Raw genomic sequence first — 24,809 nt, forward strand, 5'->3', positions numbered from 1 at the left:
TATCGGCGGGTGGTTTTAATTTGCTGATGACTATTTTTTATTTATGAGCTGAGAGCTTATGCGATACCTATTATTGGGGAAGATATAGTTAGTGCAATAATTGATGTCTACCTAATTAAAAAAATGAAGAGTGTTTTTAATTAAAGCACTCATCTTTGTTGTGGGCGCATAAAAATGGCGTCGTTGTTTTTATTTTTCTGATTACGAGATGTAAGAAAACTGAACTCTATAAAGCGTATTGGTAGCAGGAAGCCAAGGGCGGTAGCGTTCACTTTCTGAATAAGTTGAGCATCCTTTATCCTTTCTAATCCACAAAAACATTTTATTCACAATGTAATATCAGGAGACAACATGGAAGACGAAAGTAATCCGTGGCCTAGTTTTGTTGATACATTCTCTACGGTATTGTGCATTTTTATATTTCTTATGTTGGTGTTTGCACTTAATAATATGATTATTATGTATGACAACTCAATTAAAGTTTATAAAGCAAATATAGAGAATAAGACTAAATCTACTGCTCAAAATAACGGAGCCAATGACAATTCAAATGCTAATGAAATAGTTAATAAGGAAGTGAATACCCAAGATGTGTCGGACGGAATGACTACAATGTCAGGTAAGGAGGTTGGAGTATACGATATCGCCGATGGTCAGAAAACTGATATAACGTCTACAAAAAATGAGCTTGTTATTACGTATCATGGCAGGCTGAGAAGCTTTTCAGAAGAGGATATTCATAAAATAAAGGCTTGGTTAGAAGACAAAACTAATAGTAATTTATTGATAGAAATGGTTATTCCTCAGGCAGACATCTCTTTCTCTGACTCTTTACGACTGGGATATGAACGGGGAATTATTTTAATGAAAGAGATTAAGAAGATATATCCTGATGTAGTTATTGACATGAGTGTTAACTCCGCAGCATCAAGTACAACGAGTAAAGCTATTATCACGACTATTAATAAAAAGGTGTCAGAGTGAAATATATAAATCATTACCGCTATTTGTTTGTCTGTTTTTTCCTTGCCATACTCCCTTTTTTCGCTTTATCTTTTCCCGGTATAAGAGAGTATGTTTTTGATAACTTTATGGTTTCTGCAATTTACAATGGAGTCATTATTGCCATTTATATTACAGGTTCTTTGTGTGCATTATTCACTATTCTTAAAAATATTTCAGCAAAAGACATATTAATAGCTCAGGACGCCAGTAGAAAAAATAGCATTCTTTCTAACCTCAATCAGGTTTTGTTTGCCGGGGAACCCAAACAGTGTGATTTCAATTTGCTGATGGAATTAGATGACAATGTCTCTACCGCCCGTAATCAACGATTGTCATTTATTATGAGCTGTAGCAATGTGTCGACGCTTGTTGGCCTGTTGGGGACGTTTGCGGGTCTGTCTATTACGATTGGTTCAATCGGGAACTTATTGAGCTCGCCATCAGATGTTGGCGGTGATAATGCAAGTAATACACTCAATATGATCGTGACAATGGTAGCGTCGCTTTCTGAACCATTGAAAGGGATGAATACCGCATTTGTATCTTCTATCTATGGTGTTGTTTGCGCCATACTCCTGACCTCACAAAGTGTTTTTGTTCGCAGCTCCTATTCCCTTGTTTCTACGGAAATCAAAAAATTAAAAATCATAAGCAACAGATCCAATAATAAACAACGAAGCCTGCGGGTTGAATCAGAGACGCTTGTAGAATTTAAAGAGTTGTTTAAAGCGTTTTTTGATAACTATCTGTCAGTTGAAAATTTACGGACGCAGGATGAAGAAAAGAAACGAGAGATGCTATCAGATAGCTTTGTCACTTTGCAAAACCGACTATTGGATAACTCAGCAAAACTAGAGCAACTTTCTACGCTGATTGATGGTTATCTGGTAAGCAGTAACGAAAATCTCAAAAAATTATCTGACGGTGTAATAACAATTACCTCGCGTTTATCTGAAGGTAATATCCTGCTTGCTGATAATAATGCACGACTGGAGGCAATGAGTACAATACAAAATATTATAGATAAAAAGAATGATTCAATAATGACATCAGTTGATAAATGTTATCAGGAATCTCTTTCACATGGTAAGACCATAAACGATATTGCCGCTGGCAGTGCCGATATTTCTCATACTCTCGATGGGCTGAGAAAAGAAATGGATGAGGATATGAATAATGTTCATTTAGCGCTATCCGATCTATCGGCTACTGATAAAAAGATTATTGCCAATACTAAAGAGATTAGTGCTGAAATGGTTAGCTACCGTGATACCTATATGCCATTAATGGAAAAAATAACATCTATGCATCAGGAAATAGTAAAGCAACGTTTGTTAAACAAGGAGGAAAAAAATGAAGATTAAGATGTTTTTTCTGACGACTGCTTTTATTACACAAAGCACATACGCCAGCGAGCTTCCGGTCATTCCTCTAAGAGATTTAGTTAATGCCGCATTAACGCATCAGCCCTCTGTTGCTGTTTCATATTATGAGACTGAAAAGAAAAACAGTGACTTAGATCTTTCACGGGCAGCACTTTATCCTACCCTGGATCTAACATCTGGCCTTAATAATAACAGGAAAGAGTCATCAGGTACCGAGAGGAACGTTGAAAATAAGGTGTCTTTATCATACCGAATAACGGATTTTGGAGTGAGGGGGGCTAATATCAGGAAATCTGAATATGAAAGAGATAATAGTAAAACTGACTATGAAAAAACAAAGAATATAGTGTCTCAGGAGGTTGTGACAACCTATTACAACATCAGTAAATATCGTGAAATGATTGATGGCGTAAATCTGGAGAAAGAGTTTTATAAAAAGATGCTGGAAACTTTTTCGCTGCTGGTATCTTCCGGTGTAGCTATGCAATCTGATATGCGTAAAGTACAAGTATCTATCGATGCATTAAATACCAGAAGCATTATGTATCAGTCGATGTTGGATGATGAAATGTATAAAATGCAGAATATGACTGGTCTGAATTTGTCACCAGATCAGATTCAAAGCGATGAAAAATTCAACCTCTTCAAAAAATATATCTTTGTCGAAAGTCCTGAAAAACTTATGGACATGGTGATGAAATACAACGATGACTATAAGATGCTTGTCAATACCCGAAAAGCCGCGACCGAAGATATTAATGCCGCAAAATCATCCTATTTTCCGACTGTAGATCTCGTGTCCAGCTATGTACAGAATAACCCGAGCGGTAGTGCCAAAAAAAGTGATTATGAAGATGAATTTAAAACGGGTATCAATTTCAGTTTCAACATTTTTAATGGGTTCAGAAATTCAGCCCAGGAAAGAAAAATGGTGGCAAGTTACTCGCAGGCTAAGCTGCAAATTGACGATTTTTTGATTAAAACGCGTTATAACATTGATTCACAACTTTCAAGATACGCCGCTGCAAAAGAGACTTACTCAGTGGCGGAACGTTCACATACAAACGCGTTACAGCTTACTGAATTATATGAGCAGGAGTTTCAGTTAGGGCAAAAAAGTTTGCTTGATTTAATTTCAAGCCGTAATGAAGCATTTCAGGCATATGTAAGCATGATCGACAGCAAATATAGCCTGTATATTTTAAAGCTACAGCAACTCTCATTGATTTTTCATTTAATGGATTATTTAAAAGGAAATACTGAAAGTGAGTTAAATGTAATGAAATGAATAGAAGACAAAGCGATCATCTCATGATGATAATTATTTCTTTGACGATCTTAATTATTATCCTTACCTACTTTATAGAAATTAATTCAGTGGTTCATGGTCAGGGCGTTATCACTACTAAAGATAATGCTCAGTTAATATCTCTTTCTAAAGGAGGGACGATACAAGATATTTATGTAGCCGAGGGTGATACTGTAAAAAAAGGAGAACTCCTTGCAAAGGTCGTTAACCTTGATCTGCAAAAAGAATATCAAAGGTATAGAACTCAAAAAGGGTATCTGGATAAAGATGTTAACGAAATATCTTTCATTCTTGATAAAGAAAATGAGAGTGGGTTGATTACCCTGGATGGCACCCGTTCTTTAAGCAATAAAGAGGTAAAAGCGAATATTGAATTAGTGCATAGTCAGATAAGAGCTAAAGAGTTAAAAAAAACCTCTCTTGATTCTGAGATTAGCGGATTACAAGAGAAGCTGAGTTCGAAAGAAAAAGAACTCGCATTGCTTGCCGAAGAAATAAATATTCTTTCCCCACTGGTAAAAAAAGGAATTAGCCCATATACCAATTTTCTTAACAAGAAACAGGCGTATATAAAAGTTAAGTCTGAAATTAATGATATTGAAAGTAGCATCACTTTAAAAAAAGATGATATTGAGTTGGTTGTTAATGATATTGAGGCGCTTAATAATGAATTGCGACTATCTTTATCTAAAATAATATCTAAAAATCTTCAGGAACTTGAGGTTGTTAACTCTACATTAAAAGTAATAGAGAAGCAGATAAATGAGGAGGATATCTATTCACCGGTTGACGGTGTAATTTATAAAATCAATAAAAGTGCCACTACTCATGGTGGTGTGATTCAGGCGGCGGACTTACTTTTTGAAATAAAACCAAAAGTAAGGACTATGCTGGCCGATGTGAAAATATTACCCAAATACCGTGACCAAATATATGTAGATGAAGCCGTTAAACTGGATGTGCAGTCAATTATCCAACCAAAGATAAAATCGTATAATGCGACTATCGATAATATTAGCCCTGATTCCTATGAGGAAAATACCGGAGGAACAATTCAGCGTTATTATAAAGTAATTATTGCATTCGATGTTAATGAAGATGATTTACGGTGGTTAAAACCAGGTATGACTGTTGACGCCAGTGTAATTACCGGAAAACACAGCATTATGGAATACCTGTTATCTCCCTTGATGAAAGGCGTGGACAAAGCCTTTTCAGAACCAGTTAATACTAAACGATTAGATACACCTTGAGAGTGAATATAATATTATGGGAAATAAAAGCATACAAAAGTTTTTTGCCGATCAAAATTCTGTAATTGATTTATCTTCTTTGGGTAATGCCAAAGGCGCAAAAGTTTCTCTTTCCGGGCCAGACATGAACATTACCACGCCGCATGGGTCAGTGATCATTGTCAATGGCGCTCTTTATTCAAGTATCAAAGGCAATAACCTCGCTGTTAAATTTAAAGATAAGACTATTACCGGCGCTAAAATTCTGGGCAGCGTAGATTTAAAAGATATTCAACTGGAGAGAATTGACAGCTCATTGGTTGATTCTGCTCAGGTAGAAAAGAAAGGTAATGGCAAACGACGAAATAAGAAGGAAGAAGAGGAATTAAAAAAGCAGCTTGACGATGCTGAAAACGCAAAGAAAGAAGCTGATAAGGCGAAGGAAGAAGCAGAGAAAGCTAAGGAGGCAGCAGAAAAAGCGCTCAATGAAGCGTTTGAAGTACAGAACTCGTCAAAGCAAATTGAAGAAATGCTGCAGAACTTTTTGGCTGACAATGTAGCAAAAGACAATTTGGCTCAGCAAAGCGATGCTTCCCAGCAAAATACACAGGCTAAAGCAACGCAGGCTTCTAAACAGAACGATGCTGAAAAAGTTCTTCCTCAACCTATTAATAAAAATACCAGTACTGGCAAAAGTAATAGCAGTAAAAATGAGGAAAATAAGCTCGATGCCGAGTCTGTTAAAGAGCCGCTTAAAGTCACATTAGCGCTTGCGGCCGAGAGTAACAGCGGTAGCAAAGATGATAGTATAACTAATTTTACCAAACCTCAGTTTGTAGGTAGCACTGCTCCCAATGCCACGGTTATTATTAAAATTAATGGTATTGCTGTCGGTCAGGCTGTAGCGGATAGTTTGGGTAACTTCACCTTCACAGCGCCTGAAACATTGACTGATGGAACATACAATCTGGAGGCAGAGGCCAAGACTGCTGATGGAAGCGGTAGCGCCAAACTTGTCATTACTATCGATTCCGTTACCGATAAGCCAACATTTGAACTTTCGCCTGAAAGTAGTGTGTCCGGTCATAAGGGCTTAACGCCGACCTTGACGCCTTCAATTGTTGGTACGGCGGAAGAGAATGCTAAGGTTGACATTTATGTAGATAATAAACTGGTTGCCAGCGTTGATGTCGATAAAGATGGAAACTGGAGTTATGAATTTAAAGATAATGAATTATCTGAGGGCGAAAATAGTATAAAAGTCGTTGCCGTGGATAAAGCAGGTAATAAAAACGAAACGACGGATAGTATCATAACCGACACCATTCCTCCGGAAAAGCCGACGATTGAGCTGGATGATAGTAGTGATTCCGGCATTAAAAATGACAACGTTACAAATAGCACCCTGCCAACATTTATTGGTGTGGCGGAACCCGGTTCTACAGTCTCTATTTATCTTGGACTTAAACATCTTGGTGAGGTCATTGTTGCTAAAGATGGGACATGGAGCTATACGCTTACTACGCCGCTCAAGGATGGCGAATACAATATAACAGCAACTGCTACTGATATTGCCGGGCATACCTCAGCGACGGCAAATCTGCCTTTTACTATTGATACACGTATCAGCTATTTCAGCGCTGAGATTGAAACGACTGATGATAGCGGTATTGTCGGAGATAACGTTACTAACAATACTCGCCCAACCTTTACAGGTAAAACTGAGCCAAATGCTATTATCAGTGTCATAAATAGTGAGACTGGCGAAGAGGTTATTTTTAAAGCGAATGACAAGGGCGAATGGACATTCAATTTCACTTCCGACTCAGTGGAAGGGGTTAACAATCTTACGTTCACTGTTGAAGATGTCGCTGGCAACAAAAAGGATTTTTCCTTTAGTTACGTTATCGATACTGTTGCCCCTGTACCTCCGACGGTTTCTTTGGAGGATTTTGTTGTTTTACCGAATGGTATAATTTTATCAGGGAATGATTTACCGGCTTTAGTCGGTACGGCAGAGCCAAAGTCTACCATCTTATTGATGCGAGATGGTAAATTATATGACAGCATTGAGGTTGACTCAAACGGGACCTGGAATTATCAGTTTAGTAATAAATTTCTTCAGGGCGCCTATGATATTGAAATCATTTCTCAGGATGCCGCCGGTAATAAATCCTCTACTGTTAAATATTCTTTTACTATTCAAACTGAAGTTGTACCTCCAAAAGCGGAACTCGATGCCAGTGATGATTCCGGTGCAAAAGGCGACTGGATTACCAATAAACATAATGCTCTGACATTACTGGGAACAGCTGATAGGTTTGCTACCGTAAATATCCTTATCGATGGTAAAACGATAGGCGTGACGACTGCGGATGCAGACGGTAACTGGAATTTTGATATTTCCCGAAATCTGTCTGACAATGTTTATAAGATTACGGTTGAATCCATCGATCCTTTAGGAAGAACGTCATCTGTAGATTATCAGCTTACCATTGATAGCTTTACGCCGATCCCTACTGTTATGTTGCATGATAGCGCTGATTCTGGCGTTAAAGGCGATATGATTACTAAAATTAATACGCCGTTGTTTACCGGGATGGCTGAAGCTAATGCTAAGGTTTCCATCTATGTTGACGGTGTGTTAAGTGGTGAGGCTATTGCTGGCGATGATGGTGTATGGAATTTTCAATTTACCACAGCGTTATCCGATGGCTCGCATGACGTAACGGTAAAAGTAGAAGATATTGCCGGTAATACTGCCTCCTCATCAGCGTATAATTTCCAAATCGTAACGCAAACGCAAAAACCAACAATAGAGTTGGTCAACGATACGGGGGTTGATAATACAGACCATATTATTAATGAAAAGAATCCTGCACTGACAGGAACCGCTGCACCCTATTCAACGGTTAAACTCTATATTGATGGCGCACTGATCGCTGAGGTCAGAACAAATAAAGATGGCAGATGGGAGTATACCCTGAAAGCCGATCAAGGTTTGGTTGATGGCGATCATAGAATAACCGCTTCAGTTGAAGATATCGCTGGCAACATTGCCCATTCGGATCCTTTCTTAATTAGCGTCGATACTGCTATTTCAATACCGATAGTTTCATTGAGCCCGGATTCAGATTCGGGAATTGCAGATGATAATTTAACGAATATCGTTAAACCTACCTTGCACCTAAAAGATATTGATCCGGACATTATCAGTGTTCAGGTATGGGATGCCGCGTCTGATACGCAGATCGGTGTTGCCACGCAACAACCTGATGGTTCATGGGCCTATACCTTTACTTCAGCTTTAACGGAAGGCTTGCATCAGGTTTATGTCAAGGTTGAGGACATTGCGGGTAATAAAGCGAACAGCGCGGTATTCGATTTTACTATCGATACCACAGTATCAACGCCGGTGATTTCCCTGCTTTCTAAGGATGATACGGGGGTTACAGGCGATAACCTGACCAATATCAATAAGCCAGGTTTTGCTATTTCCGGTGTTGATGCTGATGCGCATCGGGTCGTCGTACAGGTGATGCACAATGGCGTGAGCGAAGAGATCGAACTTTCCCACCTCAATGGTAGTTGGTTATTTATACCAGGGAATACGTGGGCGGATGGCAGCTACACGTTAACGGTGAAAGTAGAAGATAAGGCAGGAAATACCAACTACTCAGCGCCGCTGACGGTCGTTATCGATACCCAAATCGCCATTGATGGGGTGGAACTGGTCAACGATAGCGGCGTGAAAGGCGATAATATGACCAACGACGACCGTCCCCACTTTCGTGTGACGGTACCTACGGATGTCAATGAAGTCCGTCTGAGCATTGACGGTGGTAATTCGTGGGTTCAGGCAACTCCGGGCGTGGCAGGAAGCTGGGAGTATATCTGGCCGACAGACCTGGCAGATGGTCAATACACGCTAACGGTGGAAGCGACTGATAAAGCAGGCAATACAGTGACGAAGACCATCGATTTCGCGGTGGATACCACGCTGTCAGTGCCGGTCATCGTACTGGATAGCGCGGACGATACCGGTGTCCAGGGCGATAACATGACGAATCGCACTCAGCCGACATTTGCCCTGCAGCATATTGATGATGATGCCGTTCGCGTTACGGTCAGCGTGGAGCATGGCGGCGTCACCACCACATTTGACGCCACGAAAGGCACAGGCGGATGGACCTTTACGCCGCCGACATCATGGGCGGATGGTGATTATACCCTGAGTGTGTCAGTCGAAGATAAAGCGGGGAACACCAGCCATTCTGCATCGCTGACGGTGACGGTGGACACGCAAATCGCCATTAATAACATTGAACTGGTCAATGACAGCGGTATTCCCAACGATAATCTGACTAATAATGTGCGTCCGCACTTCCAGGTGACGGTACCGACGGATGTCAACGTGGTGCGCCTGAGCATTGACGGCGGCAAGACGTGGTTCAACGCGACCCAGAGCGCGACGACGGGCGTCTGGGATTATATCTGGCCGGATGATGTGGCCGACGGGGGCTATACCCTGACGGTAGAAGCGACCGATGAGGCGGGAAATAAGGCAACACAGACGCTCGATTTCACCATCGATACCACTCTGTCTGTGCCGACCCTCTCGCTGGACAGCGCAGATGACAGCGGCATCGCGGGCGATAATATCACCAATGTTAAAACGCCGGGCTTTACCCTCAACAATATTGATACCGATGTCAGCCGGGTGATAGTGGAGGTAATGCACAATGGCATTAAACAGGAGGTGCCACTGGTTCAGACCGGCGGACAGTGGCGCTTTGCGCCGACCAGCGACTGGGCGGACGGCGACTATATCCTGACGGTGAAGGTAGAAGATAGGGCCGGAAATGTGAAGCAGTCCGCGCCGTTGACGGTGACAGTAGACACGCATATCGCCATTGACCGTATTGAACTGGTTAACGACAGCGGTATCCCCGGCGATAATCTGACCAATGAAGCGCGCCCGCACTTTCAGGTGACAGTACCGGCGGATGTTAACGGTGTAAGACTGAGCATTGATGGCGGCAAAACGTGGTTTGACGCCACGCAGAGCGCGACGTCGGGCGTCTGGGATTATACCTGGCTGACGAATGTGGCTAACGGCCCTCACACCCTGATGGTGGAAGCGTCCGACAAGGCGGGAAACAAAACGACGCAGAAACTGGACTTCACCATCGATACCATTCTGTCAGAACCGACGATTACCCTGGACAGCGCGGATGATAGCGCCGCTGGCGATAACATCACCAACGTTAAGATGCCAGGCTTTACCCTCGGTAATATCGACGCCGACGTGACCAAAGTGGTGGTGACGGTGGCGCATGATGGTAAGAACCAACAGATAGAGTTGATTAAGAACGGCGGTGTGTGGCGCTTTACGCCGGGCGCAGCCTGGACCGATGGCGACTATACGCTGACGGTAAAGGTAGAAGATAAGGCGGGTAATACAAATTATTCTGCGCCGCTGACGGTGACTATCGATACGCAAACGTCTATTGATCGCATTGAGCTTCTTAATGACACGGGTATTGTCGGGGATAACCTGACCAATGAAGCACGTCCACAGTTTCATATTACGGTACCGACGGACGTGAACTCTGTGCAACTGAGTCTTGATGGCGGCATCAACTGGGTTAACGCAACGCTGACGTCTGACGGCGTTTGGGAGTATATATGGCCGACAGATCTGGTCGAAAATACGTATACCCTGACAGTGAAAGCAACCGATGTTGCAGGCAACACGGCGACGGAAACGCTCAATTTTATCATTGATACCACATTGTCGACACCGACCATCACGCTGGATAGCGCAGATGATAGCGGCACCGCCAACGATAATAAGACTAACGTTAAAACGCCGGGTTTTATTATCGGCGGTATTGATTCTGACGTGACTCAGGTCGTCGTGCAGGTGATGCGCGATGGTCACAGCGAGGAGGTGGAGCTGACGCAGACTAACGGGCAGTGGCGTTTTGTACCCGGCAGCGCGTGGACTGATGGCGACTATACGCTGACGGTAACGGTGAAAGATGAGGCGGGTAATATTCGCCACTCAGCGCCGTTGACGGTCACCATCGATACGCAAATCACCATTGACCATATTGAACTGGTCAATGACAGCGGTATTCCCGACGATAATCTGACTAATAATGTGCGTCCGCACTTCCAGGTGACGGTACCGACGGATGTCAACGTGGTGCGCCTGAGCATTGACGGCGGCAAGACGTGGTTCAACGCTACCCAGAGCGCGACGCCGGGCGTCTGGGATTATACCTGGCTGGCTGATGTGGGAGAGGGTAAGCATACCCTGACAGTGGAGGCGACCGACAAGGCGGGAAACAAAACGACGCAGCAACTGGACTTCATCATCGATACCCTACTGTCAGAACCGACTATCGTGCTGGACAGCACGGACGACAGCGGAACAAAAGGCGATAACCTGACCAACGTAAATAAGCCGACGTTTTTACTGGGCAATATTGACGCAGACGCGCGGTATGTCACGGTTGAGGTACAGCATGGCGGCACGAAAGAGGTGCTGACGGCCACCAAAGACGCGACCGGCAACTGGAGCGTAACACCGACCGGCACATGGGCAGATGGCGACTATACGCTGACAGTGAGGGTGGAAGATGAGGCGGGGAACGAAAAACACTCAGCGTCGCTAACGGTCACTGTTGATACCCAAATCACCATTGATGTTATTGAACTGGTTAATGATAACGGTATTCCCGGCGACAATATGACTAACGACGCCCATCCGCAGTTCCGCGTGACGGTACCGGGGGACGTTAACGAAGTTAGTCTGAGCATTGACGGTGGCGTGACCTGGGTTAAGGCGACACAGAGCGCGACGCCGGGCGTCTGGAATTATACTTGGCCGGGCACCGTGCCGGATGGCGACTATACGCTGAATGTGAAAGCGACTGACAATGCGGGTAATACGGTGACGGAGACACTCCACTTCACTATTGATACCACGCTGTCAGTGCCGGTCATCGTACTGAATAGCGCGGACGATACCGGTGTCCAGGGCGATAACATGACGAATAGCACCCAGCCGACATTTGCCCTGCAGCATATTGATGATGATGCCGTTCGCGTTACGGTCAGCGTGGAGCATGGCGGCGTCACCACCACATTTGACGCCACGAAAGGCGTAGGCGGATGGAGCTTTACGCCGACAGGGGCGTGGGCGGATGGTGATTATACCCTGAGTGTGTCAGTCGAAGATAAAGCGGGGAACACCAGCCATTCTGCATCGTTGACGGTGACGGTGGACACGCAAATCGCCATTAATAACATTGAACTGGTCAATGACAGCGGTATTCCCGACGATAATCTGACTAATAACGTGCGTCCGCACTTCCAGGTGAAGGTACCGACGGATGTTAACGAGGTACGCCTGAGCATTGACGGCGGCAAGACGTGGTTCAACGCTACCCAGAGCGCGACGCCGGGCGTCTGGGATTATACCTGGCTGGCTGATGTGGGAGAGGGGAAGCATACCCTGACAGTGGAGGCGACCGACAAGGCGGGAAACCAGACGACGCAGAAACTGGACTTCATCATCGATACCCTACTGTCAGAACCGACTATCGTGCTGGACAGCACGGACGACAGCGGAACAAAAGGCGATAACCTGACCAACGCGAATAAGCCGACGTTTATACTGGGCAATATTGACGCAGACGCGCGGTATGTCACGGTTGAGGTGCAGCATGGCGGCACGAAAGAAGTGCTGACGGCCACCAAAGGCGCGACCGGCATCTGGAGCGTGACACCGACCGGCACATGGGCAGATGGCGACTATACGCTGACGGTGAGGGTGGAGGATGATGCAGGGAACGTAAAATACTCAGCGCCGCTGACGGTCACGGTTGATACCCAAATCACCATCGATGTTATTGAACTGGTTAATGATAACGGTATTCCCGGCGACAACCTGACCAATGACGTTCGTCCACACTTCCGCGTCACGGTGCCAGGGGATGTCAACGAGGTACGTCTGAGTATCGACGGCGGTAATACGTGGGTTCGTGCAACACAGGGCACGGCAGGGACCTGGGATTACACCTGGCCGAAAGATGTGACCGACGGGCTACATACCCTGACGGTAGAAGCGACCGATAAGGCGGGAAATAAGACGACGCAGACGCTCGATTTTACCATTGATACCCGGCTGTCAACGCCTACCATCGCTATGGATAGCAGGGACGATACAGGTGCCATTGGCGATCATATTACGAGCGTCAAAAGACCGGGCTTTACCATTGGCAATATTGACTCCGATGCGCAATCGGTCATTTTGCGGATCACACAGGGCGGCAATAGCCAGGAAGTGACACTAACCCAGGTTGGAGGACAGTGGCGCTTTACGCCAGATGCTGACTGGGCGGACGGTAGCTATACACTGACGGTAGAGGTAACGGATAACGCAGGAAACGTTCGTCAGTCCACGCCGCTGATAGTGACGGTAGATACGCAAACCAGCATTACTGATATTACATTGGTCAATGATCATGGCGTGCCTGATGACAATCTAACTAATAGCACCCGTCCGCAGTTTGAGATCACGGTGCCGGCGGATGTGAATTCTGTGCAACTGAGCATTGATGGGGGCGCAAACTGGGTGAGCGCGACGCAGGGTATCGAAGGCGTCTGGGGCTATACCTGGCCAACGGATATGGGCGATGGAAAACACACCCTAACCGTCATGGTCACCGACAGAGCGGGCAATACGGCGACGCAAACGCTTGAATTTTTCATCGACACCCGGTTGTCGACGCCGACCATTGCGCTGGATAGCACGGATGATACCGGTACGCCTGGCGATGATATGACCAATCGCACCCGACCGACCTTTATTCTGCAGAATATCGATTCGGATGTTATCAACGTTACAGTCAGCGTCACGCATAATGGAACGACAACCTCATTTACTGCGACACAGGGGGCTGGAGGATGGAGCTTTACACCGCCAGCACCGTGGGGCGACGGTGATTATACGCTGACGGTGACAGTGGAGGATCGGGCGGGAAATACGCGTCCGTCTACGCCGCTGACGGTGACAGTGGATACGCAAATAGCCATTGATCATATTGAATTAGTCAACGATAGCGGCGTCCCTGGCGATAATGTCACAAAACATGTGCGTCCGCAGTTCCAGATCTCGGTACCGGATGATGTGGAAAAGGTTCTTCTGAGTATTGACGGCGGCACGACCTGGGTTACCGCAATCAAGAGTTCGACGGCTGGCATTTGGGATTACACCTGGCCGACGGATATGCCAGAGGGACAGCATACCCTGACCGTGGAAGTGACTGACGGTGCGGGTAATAAGATGACGGAGACGCTCAATTTCACTATCGACATCACGTTGATGACGCCAACCATTGAGCTGGCGCCCGATCAGGATACCGGACAGAATAAGAACGATAATCTGACCAGCGTCACTCAGCCGGTATTTGTGTTGGGGAGTATCGATAAAGATGTTCGACACGTGGAATTGAGTATTGAGCATAACGGCACGTTTAAAACGGTGGTACTCACCGAATCAGCCGACGGCTGGCGCTATCGACCGGATTCTGCTTTGGTGGACGGTAGCTACACATTCACCGTGACGGTAACAGATGTGGCAGGCAACCAGCAAACATCCGCGCCTTTAAAGGTGACGATAGACGGTACGTTGACTACGCCGGTGATTGAACTGGCAGCTGGCGAAGATAGCGGTACTGTTGGCGATCGCCTCACCAATCACGATCGGCCTGTGTTCGACATACATCAGGTTGATTCTGACGTTACGCGCGTGATGGTCAAAGTAACTTACAACGGTAAAACGCACGAGGAAGCGGCGGTATTCACCAATGGTCAATGGCGCTTTACGCCTTCTGCGAGCTGGGCTGATGGCTCATATCAGTTAGCCGTTGTGGTGGAAGATCTGGCGGGGAATGTAAAAGAATCTGCGCCGTTTGAGGTGCGTATTGATACCACGACAACCATTAACAATATCGTATTGCTTAATGATACTGGCGTGCAGAATGATCAATTAACGAATGTTGCCAAACCGTCATTCAGAATTGACGTTCCCGGTGATGTCGTCCAGGTACGCGTAACCCTGGATGGTGGCGCTAACTGGAATGTGATACGCAAAAATGCCGACGGACAGTGGATTTTTGACAGCCCGAATACTCTGGTTGACGGCACATATACCCTTCGCGTAGAGGCCACGGATGAGGCAGGTAATATTGCGAATAAAGATTTAGTATTTAATATCGATACTAATATACAGGTTCCTACTATTGCTTTAGACGCAGGACAAGATACCGGAGCGAATACCGCCGATAATATTACTAATATTTCACGACCCACCTTTACGATTGGTAATGTTGACCCCGATGTTATCAAAGTCGTGGTGACGATTGATGGTCATGATTATAACGCGACTAAGGTTGGGGCTGGTTGGCAATTTACACCAGGCAATGCCATTCCGGATGGTTCTTATAATATTACCGTTACGGTTGAAGATAAGGCCGGAAATACCGCGACATCGAAACCATTACCTGTTGTGATAGATACGACGGCTGAAATTGAAAGCGTCACGTTGGTTACAGATAGCGGTGATAGCGATGTAGATAACATTACCAAAGTCGACAAGCCGCAGTTTAGTATTGTTACCGCTGATGATATTACCCATGTGCGCGTTAAAATCGATAACGCCGCTAATTGGATTGAACTCACAAAAGGAGGGGATGGCCGCTGGATATTTAATGTCGGTTCGGCATTACCTGATGGGCAACACACTCTCTTGGTTGATGTGACTGATATCGCCGGCAACGTTGCGCAAGAAACGCTGCAGTTTACGATTGATACGACTCTGCGAGAGCCGACAATTGTACTCGATCCCACCCATGATACTGGTGATGATACTAATGATAATCTTACCAGGATTAACAAACCGGTGTTTATTATCGGTAATGTCGATAATGATGTATCACACATTGTGGTTCATATTGATGGTCGGGATTACACCATTGAAAACACAGGGGGGAATTTAACCTTTACGCCGGATCAACCGCTGTCTGACGGTCAGCATACGATCTCTGTTACCGTAACGGATATTGCTGGTAATACCAAAACATCGGCCGAACTGCGGATTGAAATCGACACGCAGGTTCAGATTGACAGTGTTACGTTAACAACAGATAGCGGCGTCAACGATCACGATAATGTCACCAATGCTACCCGTCCCTCTTTTGAAATTGCAACGCCTGATGATGTGACATCGGTGCTGGTTTCTTTCGATGGCGTAAACTGGACGCCCATCAGTAAAAATGCGGCCGGGCAGTGGGAATTTACTGCAGGTAGCGCATTGCCTGATGGTCATTATACTCTCCATGTCCAGGCGACGGATCGGGCAGGGAATACGGCAAATTCCACGCTGGGCTTCACCGTGGATACGCAGATTGACGGCCTGAGCGTCGTGATGCTGGACGACGCCGGAAAGGATTCTACGGATGGTATTACGAATATTACCTCTCCACGTTTTGAAATTTCAGCCAGAGAACCGCTGCAGAGCGTGACGGTAATTTTAAACGGGAAATCCAGCACACTGACTCAGGGGGCAGGTAATAAATGGCTGTTTACCCCTGATACACCGTTAGTGGATGGAACTTACAAAATAGAAATAGTGGCTGAAGATATCGCAGGTAATAAAATTAGCAAAGAGGTATCATTCACAATAGACACTATTGTTTCTGATCCCAGTATTGATTTGCTGGATGCGGATGATACTGGCGAAAGCGCTGTTGATAATATTACGAGTGTCACTAAACCACGTTTCGTTATTGGCAATGTACCCGCCGATATTGATACTGTTGTAATCAGAATTAACGGCGTTTCTTATCCGGTTACGGCAAATGGCAATAACCTCTGGGAATTCCAGGTTCCCGTTGCGTTAAACGATGGCGTATATGAAGCCGTTGTTGTCTTCAGAGATATTGCCGGAAATACTTCTGAAACTAAGCTGCCCTTTACCATTGATACCACGACAAGCGTCAGTGTCAGAATGGAGCCAGCGTCTGATACCGGAAATTCCAATAGCGATAACCTTACGAATAAGCAAAATCCCAAATTCGAAGGTACTGCAGAGCCCAATGCGAAACTGGTGATTACCATTGTTGACGATAAGTCAGGTCGGGAGGTTTTAAAACAAACGATTACGGTTGGCGCTGATGGCAACTGGAGTGTGACGCCGAATATACTGCCGGATGGCATGTATACCATCAACGTCGTCGCAACAGATGTCGCGGGAAATACTGCGCAAACGCAGGAAAGATTCACTATCGATACGGTTACGATCGATCCCACCATTCGCCTTTCGGATCCATCTATTGATGATCAGCATGAAGCAACCAGCCTGCGTCCTGAGTTCAAAGGGTTTGCCGAAGCGTTCTCGACGATTATGATTCAGTGGGATGGGAAAGTGGTCGGCTCCGCAAACGCCAATGCGAATGGCGAATGGAGTTGGACGCCGCCATCAGTATTAGCGCCAGGCTCCTATGTTGTGAGCATTGTTGCCAAAGATAAAGCGGGTAATGAATCGTCGCAGGTCGACTTTCCTGTAGTAATACCTGTTATTGATGTCACGCCTCCAACCATAAAGCTCAGCGAGGAGAGCGATAGTGGTGCCTTAGGAGACTTTACGACGAATAATAAAACGCCGACCCTGATTGGGAGCACGTTACCTAATACGATTGTGAGTATTTATGTGGATGGCGTGAAGGTCGGCGAGGCGACAGCGGATACAGCGGGTCGATATACTTTCCAGTTATCGGAAATGAAAGATGGCCATTATGTCGTCCAGGTGGGTATCGTCAACCCTCGCGATAATAGCGAACTGCGTTCTACCGCCGTTGATCTCACTATCGATACCGAGGTTGCTGAACTGGTATGGAATATATCTGGAATGCATGAGGGCGGATATATCAACACGGTGACGCCGGAGATTGGCGGCACCAGTGAGCCAAACAGCAAAATCACTATCTTTGTGAATGGCGTTGAAAAAGCGATTGCTTATACGACAGGCGCAGGACACTGGGGCGTAGTATTACCCGCTTTGGGTAATGACGGTAATTATGAATTAACGTTTAAAGTTGAAGACGTTGCCGGCAATATCAGAGAGTTTGGTCCGCAGAATGTGATACTGGATACGGTAATTTCGCCGTTAACCGTGGTATTACGCGAAGCTGATGACAGTGGCAAAGTTGGCGACTGGATCACCAATAAATCTCATGTCACCATCGATGGTACTGCCGAAGCCGGAAGTACTTTAACCATCAGGAATCCGCAGGGAGTGGTTATTGCTACCCTGGTGGTAGGCAATGATGGTCGATGGAGCGCAGAATTAGATCTGCGTGAAGGTAGTAATGCCTTTGTCGTGGTATCGGAAGATAAAGCGGGCAACAGCCAACAAAAAGAGATTCTGATAGAACATGATACGCAGATTGAAATCAGCGATATTTCATTAAGTCGGGATACTAATAGCGGTGATAAATATGATCTGATTACCAATAATAAGTCTCCGGTACTGGTTGCCATGACCGATCCCGGCGCGACGGTACAGGTTTATATTAATGGTGTGTTACAAGGCACAGTAGAGGCGAGTTCGTCAGGTAATATTAGCTATACCATGCCGGCAAATAGCGCCGACGGCGAGTATCAGGTGCAATTTGTTGCTACGGATACTGCTGGTAACCGGGTTGAGTCTGCGATTACAACCGTGACAATCGATTCTCAAATTGCTGTCTTTGACATTGATGAAGATTCATTACCGGCCCTCTCTAATAACCGGGCGTTGTCAGTCTCAGGTGTCGGGGAGGCTGGTTCTCAGGTCAGCATCTTTGTCGATGGTAAATTAGTCAACGTTGTTATGGTTGAGGCTGATGGCACATGGCGCGCGCCGATACTGCTGCAAGATGATGGTACGTTTAATATTCATTTCAGCATTACTGACGTTGCTGGCAACACTGAAGTGAGCAAGGATTATAGCGTGGATGTCGATTCATCAACCGACTTCCCAACGCTCAACCTTGAAGATGCGAGCAACTCTGGTTCACTTGACGATCTGATTACTAGTCACAACAAGCCTGTGTTAGTTGGCACCGCAGAAGCGGGAGCCACAATCCATATTTATGTGGATGAAAAGATCGTGGCAAATGTTCTTGTGCTTGAAGATGGAACCTGGTCCTATCAGTTTGATAATGCGTTAAAAGATGGTGAATATTCTATCCGAGTGGTTGCCGAAGACCCGGCAGGTAATACAGCAGAATCGCCTCGCTTACTCGTCACGATAGATACCAGTACGTTTATCGATAATCCTGTTATGATGGCAGGTTCTGATAACGGTATTTTCAGTAATGATAGTATAACGAGTCAAACCCGGCCTGCGTTTAGTATTTATGGAGAAATGAACCAGAGTGTTCAGATTTTCATTGATGGGGTGTTAGTCGATACGATCACGGTGACCGACAGAAATCAAGTTTATCGACCTGAGTCACCGTTGGGCGATGGTTCCCATAGCATTTATTATGTTATCACCGATAAAGCAGGCAACACGGCTACCTCGAAAACGCTAAACTTTACTATCGATACCTTAAATACGACGCCTGTCGCTATTGATTCTATCGGCGGACAAACGTTAGCAGAGATGACCGGTAGTGATGGCAAAATATATATAACGGACACGACACGTAACTTATTGTTTAGTGGCAGTGCCGAGCCCAATAGCAAAATAGAAATCATCATTAATGGCTTAAATGTGGGGGAAGTTTGGGTTAATGACAAAGGCCACTGGCAGATGCCGGTGAACCCGCTTTATTTCACAGAAGGCCAACTGGATATCACTGTTAAATCTACGGACCGTGCTGGTAACGTAAATCAGGAAAAGTATTCCATTTGGGTCGATACGCATATCCAGGTATTTACCAGCGAGCTTGATGACAATAAATCATCATCGAAAACGGACTGGTGGAGTAATAGCTCCACTATTACCATGAGAGGTATGGGGGAAATTGGCGCTACGGTATCATTAATCGTGGCAGGGGTCACGTTGGCAACCGCTGTCGTTGCGGCTAATGGGCAGTGGGAATTATCGACCGATCAGCTTCCGGAAGGTAAATACGATATCACGTTGAGTATTGAGGATAACGCAGGCAACCGTAAGGAAGAGGTACATGAAATATTTATTGATCGAACGCCACCAAACGCTCCGGTCGTAACTTATTCAGATATTGTCAACGATCTAATTATTATGCAGGGGACGGCGGAAGCCAAATCTCAGCTAATAATAACCGATAGTAATGGGAATACTTATACGTTAACCGTTCCTGATAATGGTAAATGGAGTATGGCTATCCCGTATCCATCGGAAGGGAAGTTTACCATTACGAGTGTGGATGCGATTGGTAACCGGAGTGATGATGTCTCTCTCGATATCATGAAAGAGGTTCCCGTTATTTCATTATCTCCAGACTCAGACAGTGGTACGGTGGGCGATAATATTACGCGAGATAAGCAACCTACCTTTATTATCGGGAATCTGGAAAGCGATGTTGTGGTCGTTCAGGTCGATATCAATGGGACCGTATATAATGCTGAAAAAAATGCCGATGGCGTTTGGTTCTTTACGCCAGGTACACCGTTAGCTGATGGTTCCTATACGATATCGGTAATCGCAAGCGATGCCGCGGGTAATCAGAAAAACTCGTTACCCATTACCGTTACGATCGACAGTACGCTGACGGTGCCGGAGATTGCGTTGGCAGCAGGTGAAGACAATGGCGTTTCAGACAGCGATAACGTGACGAATCACACCCAGCCTAAGTTCACGCTGCAGCATATTGATGCTGATGTGACCGGGGTGACCGTAAACGTGACGCATAACGGCGTGACAGACACCTATCAGGCGACGCAAGGCGCGGATGGCTGGACCTTCACGCCGCCAGCCGCCTGGAATGATGGTACCTACACGCTGAGCGTGACGGTGGTGGATCGCGCGGGGAATTCACAGCAATCTGCTTCGCTAGCGGTGACGGTTGACTCAACGGTGACGGTAACAGCGGATAGCCAGCATGACGATGCGAGCGATGACGCCACGGCAACAGCGGTTACTCCACCGGAGTCTGAAACAGTGAATGCCGAAAGCGCTACGCATCTTCGTACAGTGCCGTCTGCGGCGGAAGAAAGCGTGGTGAAGGAGACAGCCTATAGTATTACATTGTTAAACGCTGACTCTGGGGATGAAATAGATCGTTCAATTAGTCAGACACCTTCTTTTGAAATATCAGTACCTGAGAATATTGTTAATGTCAGTATTATGTTTGAAGGAGAAGAGTTTACTCTGCCGATAACTAACCAGAAAGCAATATTCGAAGTTCCGCTATCTTTGGAAGATGGTGAATATACTATGGACGTGAAATTCATTGATAAAGACAATGATTTCCTGATTAAGGAGAAAACATTCTCAGTCGATCACTCCTCGGCGGATATTGTGAACGCAATGAATGCAAGAGGAAAGACCGAGGATGATATTAATGATTCCCCTTCCACGAGTTCTGTAGGGCACAACAATAACGGCGCTATTGATGTTTTCGCCGTTAATGAAGTTACGCTACCTGTAGATAATCAAGAAGAACACGCATAATAACGGAGGCCCCTCACCTTTGGGTGAGGGGGTTTACTTATGGATAAAAAACTAGAACCTTATTATTTAAGTGCGGAAACGGCATTATCTATAGTGTCTAAAAAATTCAACATAAAAATTGATATCAAAGAGGATGATATAAATTTAAGATTTAAAAAGTACGACAGAAATAACACTGATGACTCTATACAAATGAAGAATTTCTTTTTGTCGTTAGGGCTTTCTCTACAGGATATATTATTTAATAATGGTGAGGATTTACTAAATGAGCCTATGCCGATTTTACTATTAACACCAGAAATGAAGTGGATGGTGTGTGTGAGCGGCGGGCAAAAAATAAAGTTGGTAAACGCGCGCGGTGAACTCTGTTATGTTGAAATTGAAGATGAATATTTAAAAGAGTTATCTGCATTTAGTATACTACCTTTAAATAAAGTTGTTGATAGTATAAGAGTAAAAAATATCATAAAAAACTCTTTATCGATGAACAAGATTTTTTATACTAAATACTTCTTTTCATCTCTTTTTATGGCAATTTTTGCGTTAACTATCCCAGTATTTAGTAATCTGTTCTATGATAAGCTTGTTCCAAGCGCTTCGGTTTCATCTTTATTTGGCGTGGCTATAATTGTTGCTGTATTTATTGTTTTTGAGTTTATCCTTCGTACTTCGAAAGATATTTATCAGTCTATCACAGCAAGGCAGGATGACGTCGATATTGATATCGCATTTCTTGAAGCGGTACTTTATAGTAAAAAGAAAAATGGCAGATCCATGTCATCAGCATTTGTGCTATGGAATGAGTTTCAGAAAATTAAACCCGTTTTATTAAACTCGATCTTTCAACGTATAGCCGATATTCCAATATTTATTATATTTCTCATTGTTATATATGTAAATTTAGGTCTGGTTGTTATTGTACCTATTACCATGTTTATCGTCTCTATTATTATTTCCCTCGTTAACCACCATTATACTAATGAGTTAATGAACAAACAAAAAGAAGGACAGAAGAACAGGAATATTTTTATCTCAGAAGTTTTCTTATCTATTAAAATGATCCATACCTTAAATAATCAAGGTTTACTTTTTGATTGGGTTAATACATCAAATGAACAGTCGTATCTTAACCTGAAGATAAGGAAATTAAATCTTATCTATCAATCTATATTGGGGAGTATGTCATCTATTACCCAAATAACTATTATGGTAATAGCCTTTTTTATGGTAATCAAGGGTGATGTTACTACTGGCGCAATTGTTTCATCTGTCATTGTCTCTGGCCGTATTTCCGGGATCATTTCGAATTTTTCTTCTACATTAATCTCTATTTTATCAGCAGAAAAAACCGGTAAGGATCTGCTTTCTTTTTTTGATGAAGATCAGGCAGAAAAAACACCGGCATTACAGTCAATATCAAAGTGCAATGGCGATATCTCTATCCGGGGCGTGAGTTATCAGTATGATGCTCAATCTCCGATGATTATTAACCGACTGTCTATAGACATACCTGCGGGGCAACGTGTCGCGGTGGTAGGCGAATGCGGAGCAGGAAAAAGCTCATTACTGGGAATGCTATCTGGCTACCTTTCGCCAACAGACGGTGCCATTTTATATGATGGATATAACTTAGGACATTTATCGCAGAACTTTTTTTCTCAGCATTTAAGCGTGGTGACGACACATGATGTTTTATTCACCGGAACCATTGAAAGTAATTTCGCGTTAAAACCGCAAAACGACAGGGGCCGGGTACTCAAGGCGCTTCAGCTGGCGAACTGTGGTTTTATCTTGCAACATCCTATGGGGCTGAAGTTTCCGGTGAATTTTATGGCTAAAAACCTGTCATCCGGACAGCAGCAGCAGTTATTATTAGCACGTAGTCTGAGTAGTGACGCCAGCGTCTTTTTATGGGATGAACCAACATCAAATCTGGATGAGAATACCGAGAAGCAAATTTTTGATAACTTAGATGAGTTTATTCATGGGAAAACGTTGATCATGGTGACGCATCGTCGATATCTGATAAAGTATTTTGACCGGGTCCTGGTAATGAAAGGTGGAAAAATAATCCGTGATTGTTCTCCGGATAAATTATTAATGTAAAATAAGCAGCGCTTGTCGCTGTTATCAGGTGGTACTGCTTAATAAAAAAGACCCGTTGCACAAACGGGTCTTTTTTGTCATTTAACGAGTCGGCAACGTCTTCAATAAGTTTAGCTCGATTCTGTTAGGGCTATTCCACTTGCCATTTTTGGATAACCACACCTGGCGGCCCTCATCAACGGCAATGCGAGGGACGTGATGGTTCGCAAGGCTACCCCTGGCGCGCGATTCCGCGTTGAGATAACCGGTGGGCGACTTCAGCGGCAGCGATAGCCTATCAGGTCAGCACCATCGGCCATTCTGGTGGGGTCTGGCTCATCGTTTCGACCATTACGGCTTCAATGTTATGCCAGATCGCAGCGAGATCCATCATGGTAATACCGAGTAAACCGGTGGCAAACCAGCAGGCGGATACTACGCCCAGACCGCTACTGATCACCGCCAGACCAATATAATCTGATTTACGGAAACGGATATTGAGCGTGCTGGCTAAAAACATGAGCACGGCGCTCAGCAGTTGCCAACGGAGAAGAACGACACCAGTGGTTATGGCAGCCATGAAACATTTCCTCTGAATAGACCTTTGTCCAGGACAGCGCGGCGTTGCTCCCGGGAAGCATGGGATATTCTGGCTATCGACGGACGTCACATCAACATCGAATGAAACATTGTTTCTATTTCATTGTTTTTGTGAACTATATCACAAAAACCAGCTTGTTCGCCAGATCGGCAATGTATTTTTTGTGCGTTTTATAACCGTATTTTTTGTGTGACTTCTACGCGTCCGTAGAGAAACTGCCGGAAAGCAAAGATGTATTATTACTACTCTTTTATTTTTTTTCGTGAAATTCAGACCTGATAAAAATATCAAGTTATTTATCAAAAGAAAGGAGTAAAGATGTATACCCCATCGTTTACTTGAGTATAAATCTGATATTGTCAAAAATATTTAGCGTCCTGCCAGGTATGCGAGAGAGATTGCGCGTAGTTATTAATGGTAAATGTTGATCGGTAAAAGTCTGTTGCTAATATTGATAAATTCATGCACCGTAAAC

General features: G+C 44.7%; 7 protein-coding genes. 6 read left to right on the plus strand and 1 reads right to left on the minus strand.

What is annotated here, in order from left to right; translation table 11 throughout:
* Nucleotides 1-351 precede the first annotated feature (351 nt).
* From siiA to siiF, 6 genes are read left to right on the plus strand one after another with little or no spacing between them, the layout of a single operon-like run.
* A complete protein-coding gene (siiA, locus tag ACLJRS_RS14345) occupies nucleotides 352-984 on the plus strand; it encodes an SPI-4 type I secretion system auxiliary protein SiiA (RefSeq protein WP_000389227.1) in 633 nt (210 codons plus the stop codon).
* Nucleotides 981-2,369 carry a MotA/TolQ/ExbB proton channel family protein gene (locus ACLJRS_RS14350; protein WP_000875181.1) on the plus strand — a complete coding sequence of 463 codons (1,389 nt, stop codon included), beginning with the start codon at nucleotides 981-983 and terminating at the stop codon, nucleotides 2,367-2,369. The genes siiA and ACLJRS_RS14350 overlap by 4 nt, the downstream gene beginning before the upstream one ends.
* Nucleotides 2,359-3,678 (plus strand): SPI-4 type I secretion system protein SiiC, encoded by a 1,320-nt coding sequence (gene siiC / locus ACLJRS_RS14355; protein WP_001750160.1) that lies wholly within the window; start codon nucleotides 2,359-2,361, stop codon nucleotides 3,676-3,678. Before ACLJRS_RS14350 ends, siiC begins: the two co-directional genes overlap by 11 nt.
* Entirely contained in the window at nucleotides 3,675-4,952 is a 1,278-nt protein-coding gene (gene siiD / locus ACLJRS_RS14360) for an SPI-4 type I secretion system protein SiiD (protein WP_001081935.1), read from the plus strand. The genes siiC and siiD overlap by 4 nt, the downstream gene beginning before the upstream one ends.
* Nucleotides 4,953-4,968: 16 nt before the next feature.
* Nucleotides 4,969-21,648 carry a non-fimbrial adhesin SiiE gene (gene siiE / locus ACLJRS_RS14365; RefSeq protein WP_410957834.1) on the plus strand — a complete coding sequence of 5,560 codons (16,680 nt, stop codon included), beginning with the start codon at nucleotides 4,969-4,971 and terminating at the stop codon, nucleotides 21,646-21,648.
* A gap of 39 nt (nucleotides 21,649-21,687) precedes the next feature.
* Nucleotides 21,688-23,754: an SPI-4 type I secretion system protein SiiF gene (gene siiF, locus ACLJRS_RS14370; RefSeq protein WP_000358566.1), complete on the plus strand. Its 2,067-nt coding sequence runs from the start codon at nucleotides 21,688-21,690 to the stop codon at nucleotides 23,752-23,754.
* 277 nt (nucleotides 23,755-24,031) lie between these two features.
* Here siiF and ACLJRS_RS14375 read toward each other — a convergent pair whose 3' ends face one another.
* Nucleotides 24,032-24,313 (minus strand): YjcB family protein, encoded by a 282-nt coding sequence (locus tag ACLJRS_RS14375; protein WP_000719058.1) that lies wholly within the window; start codon nucleotides 24,311-24,313, stop codon nucleotides 24,032-24,034.
* Nucleotides 24,314-24,809: the final 496 nt, after the last annotated feature.

The organism is Salmonella sp. SAL00670, assembly GCF_046552235.1.
Lineage (GTDB): Bacteria > Pseudomonadota > Gammaproteobacteria > Enterobacterales > Enterobacteriaceae > Salmonella > Salmonella enterica.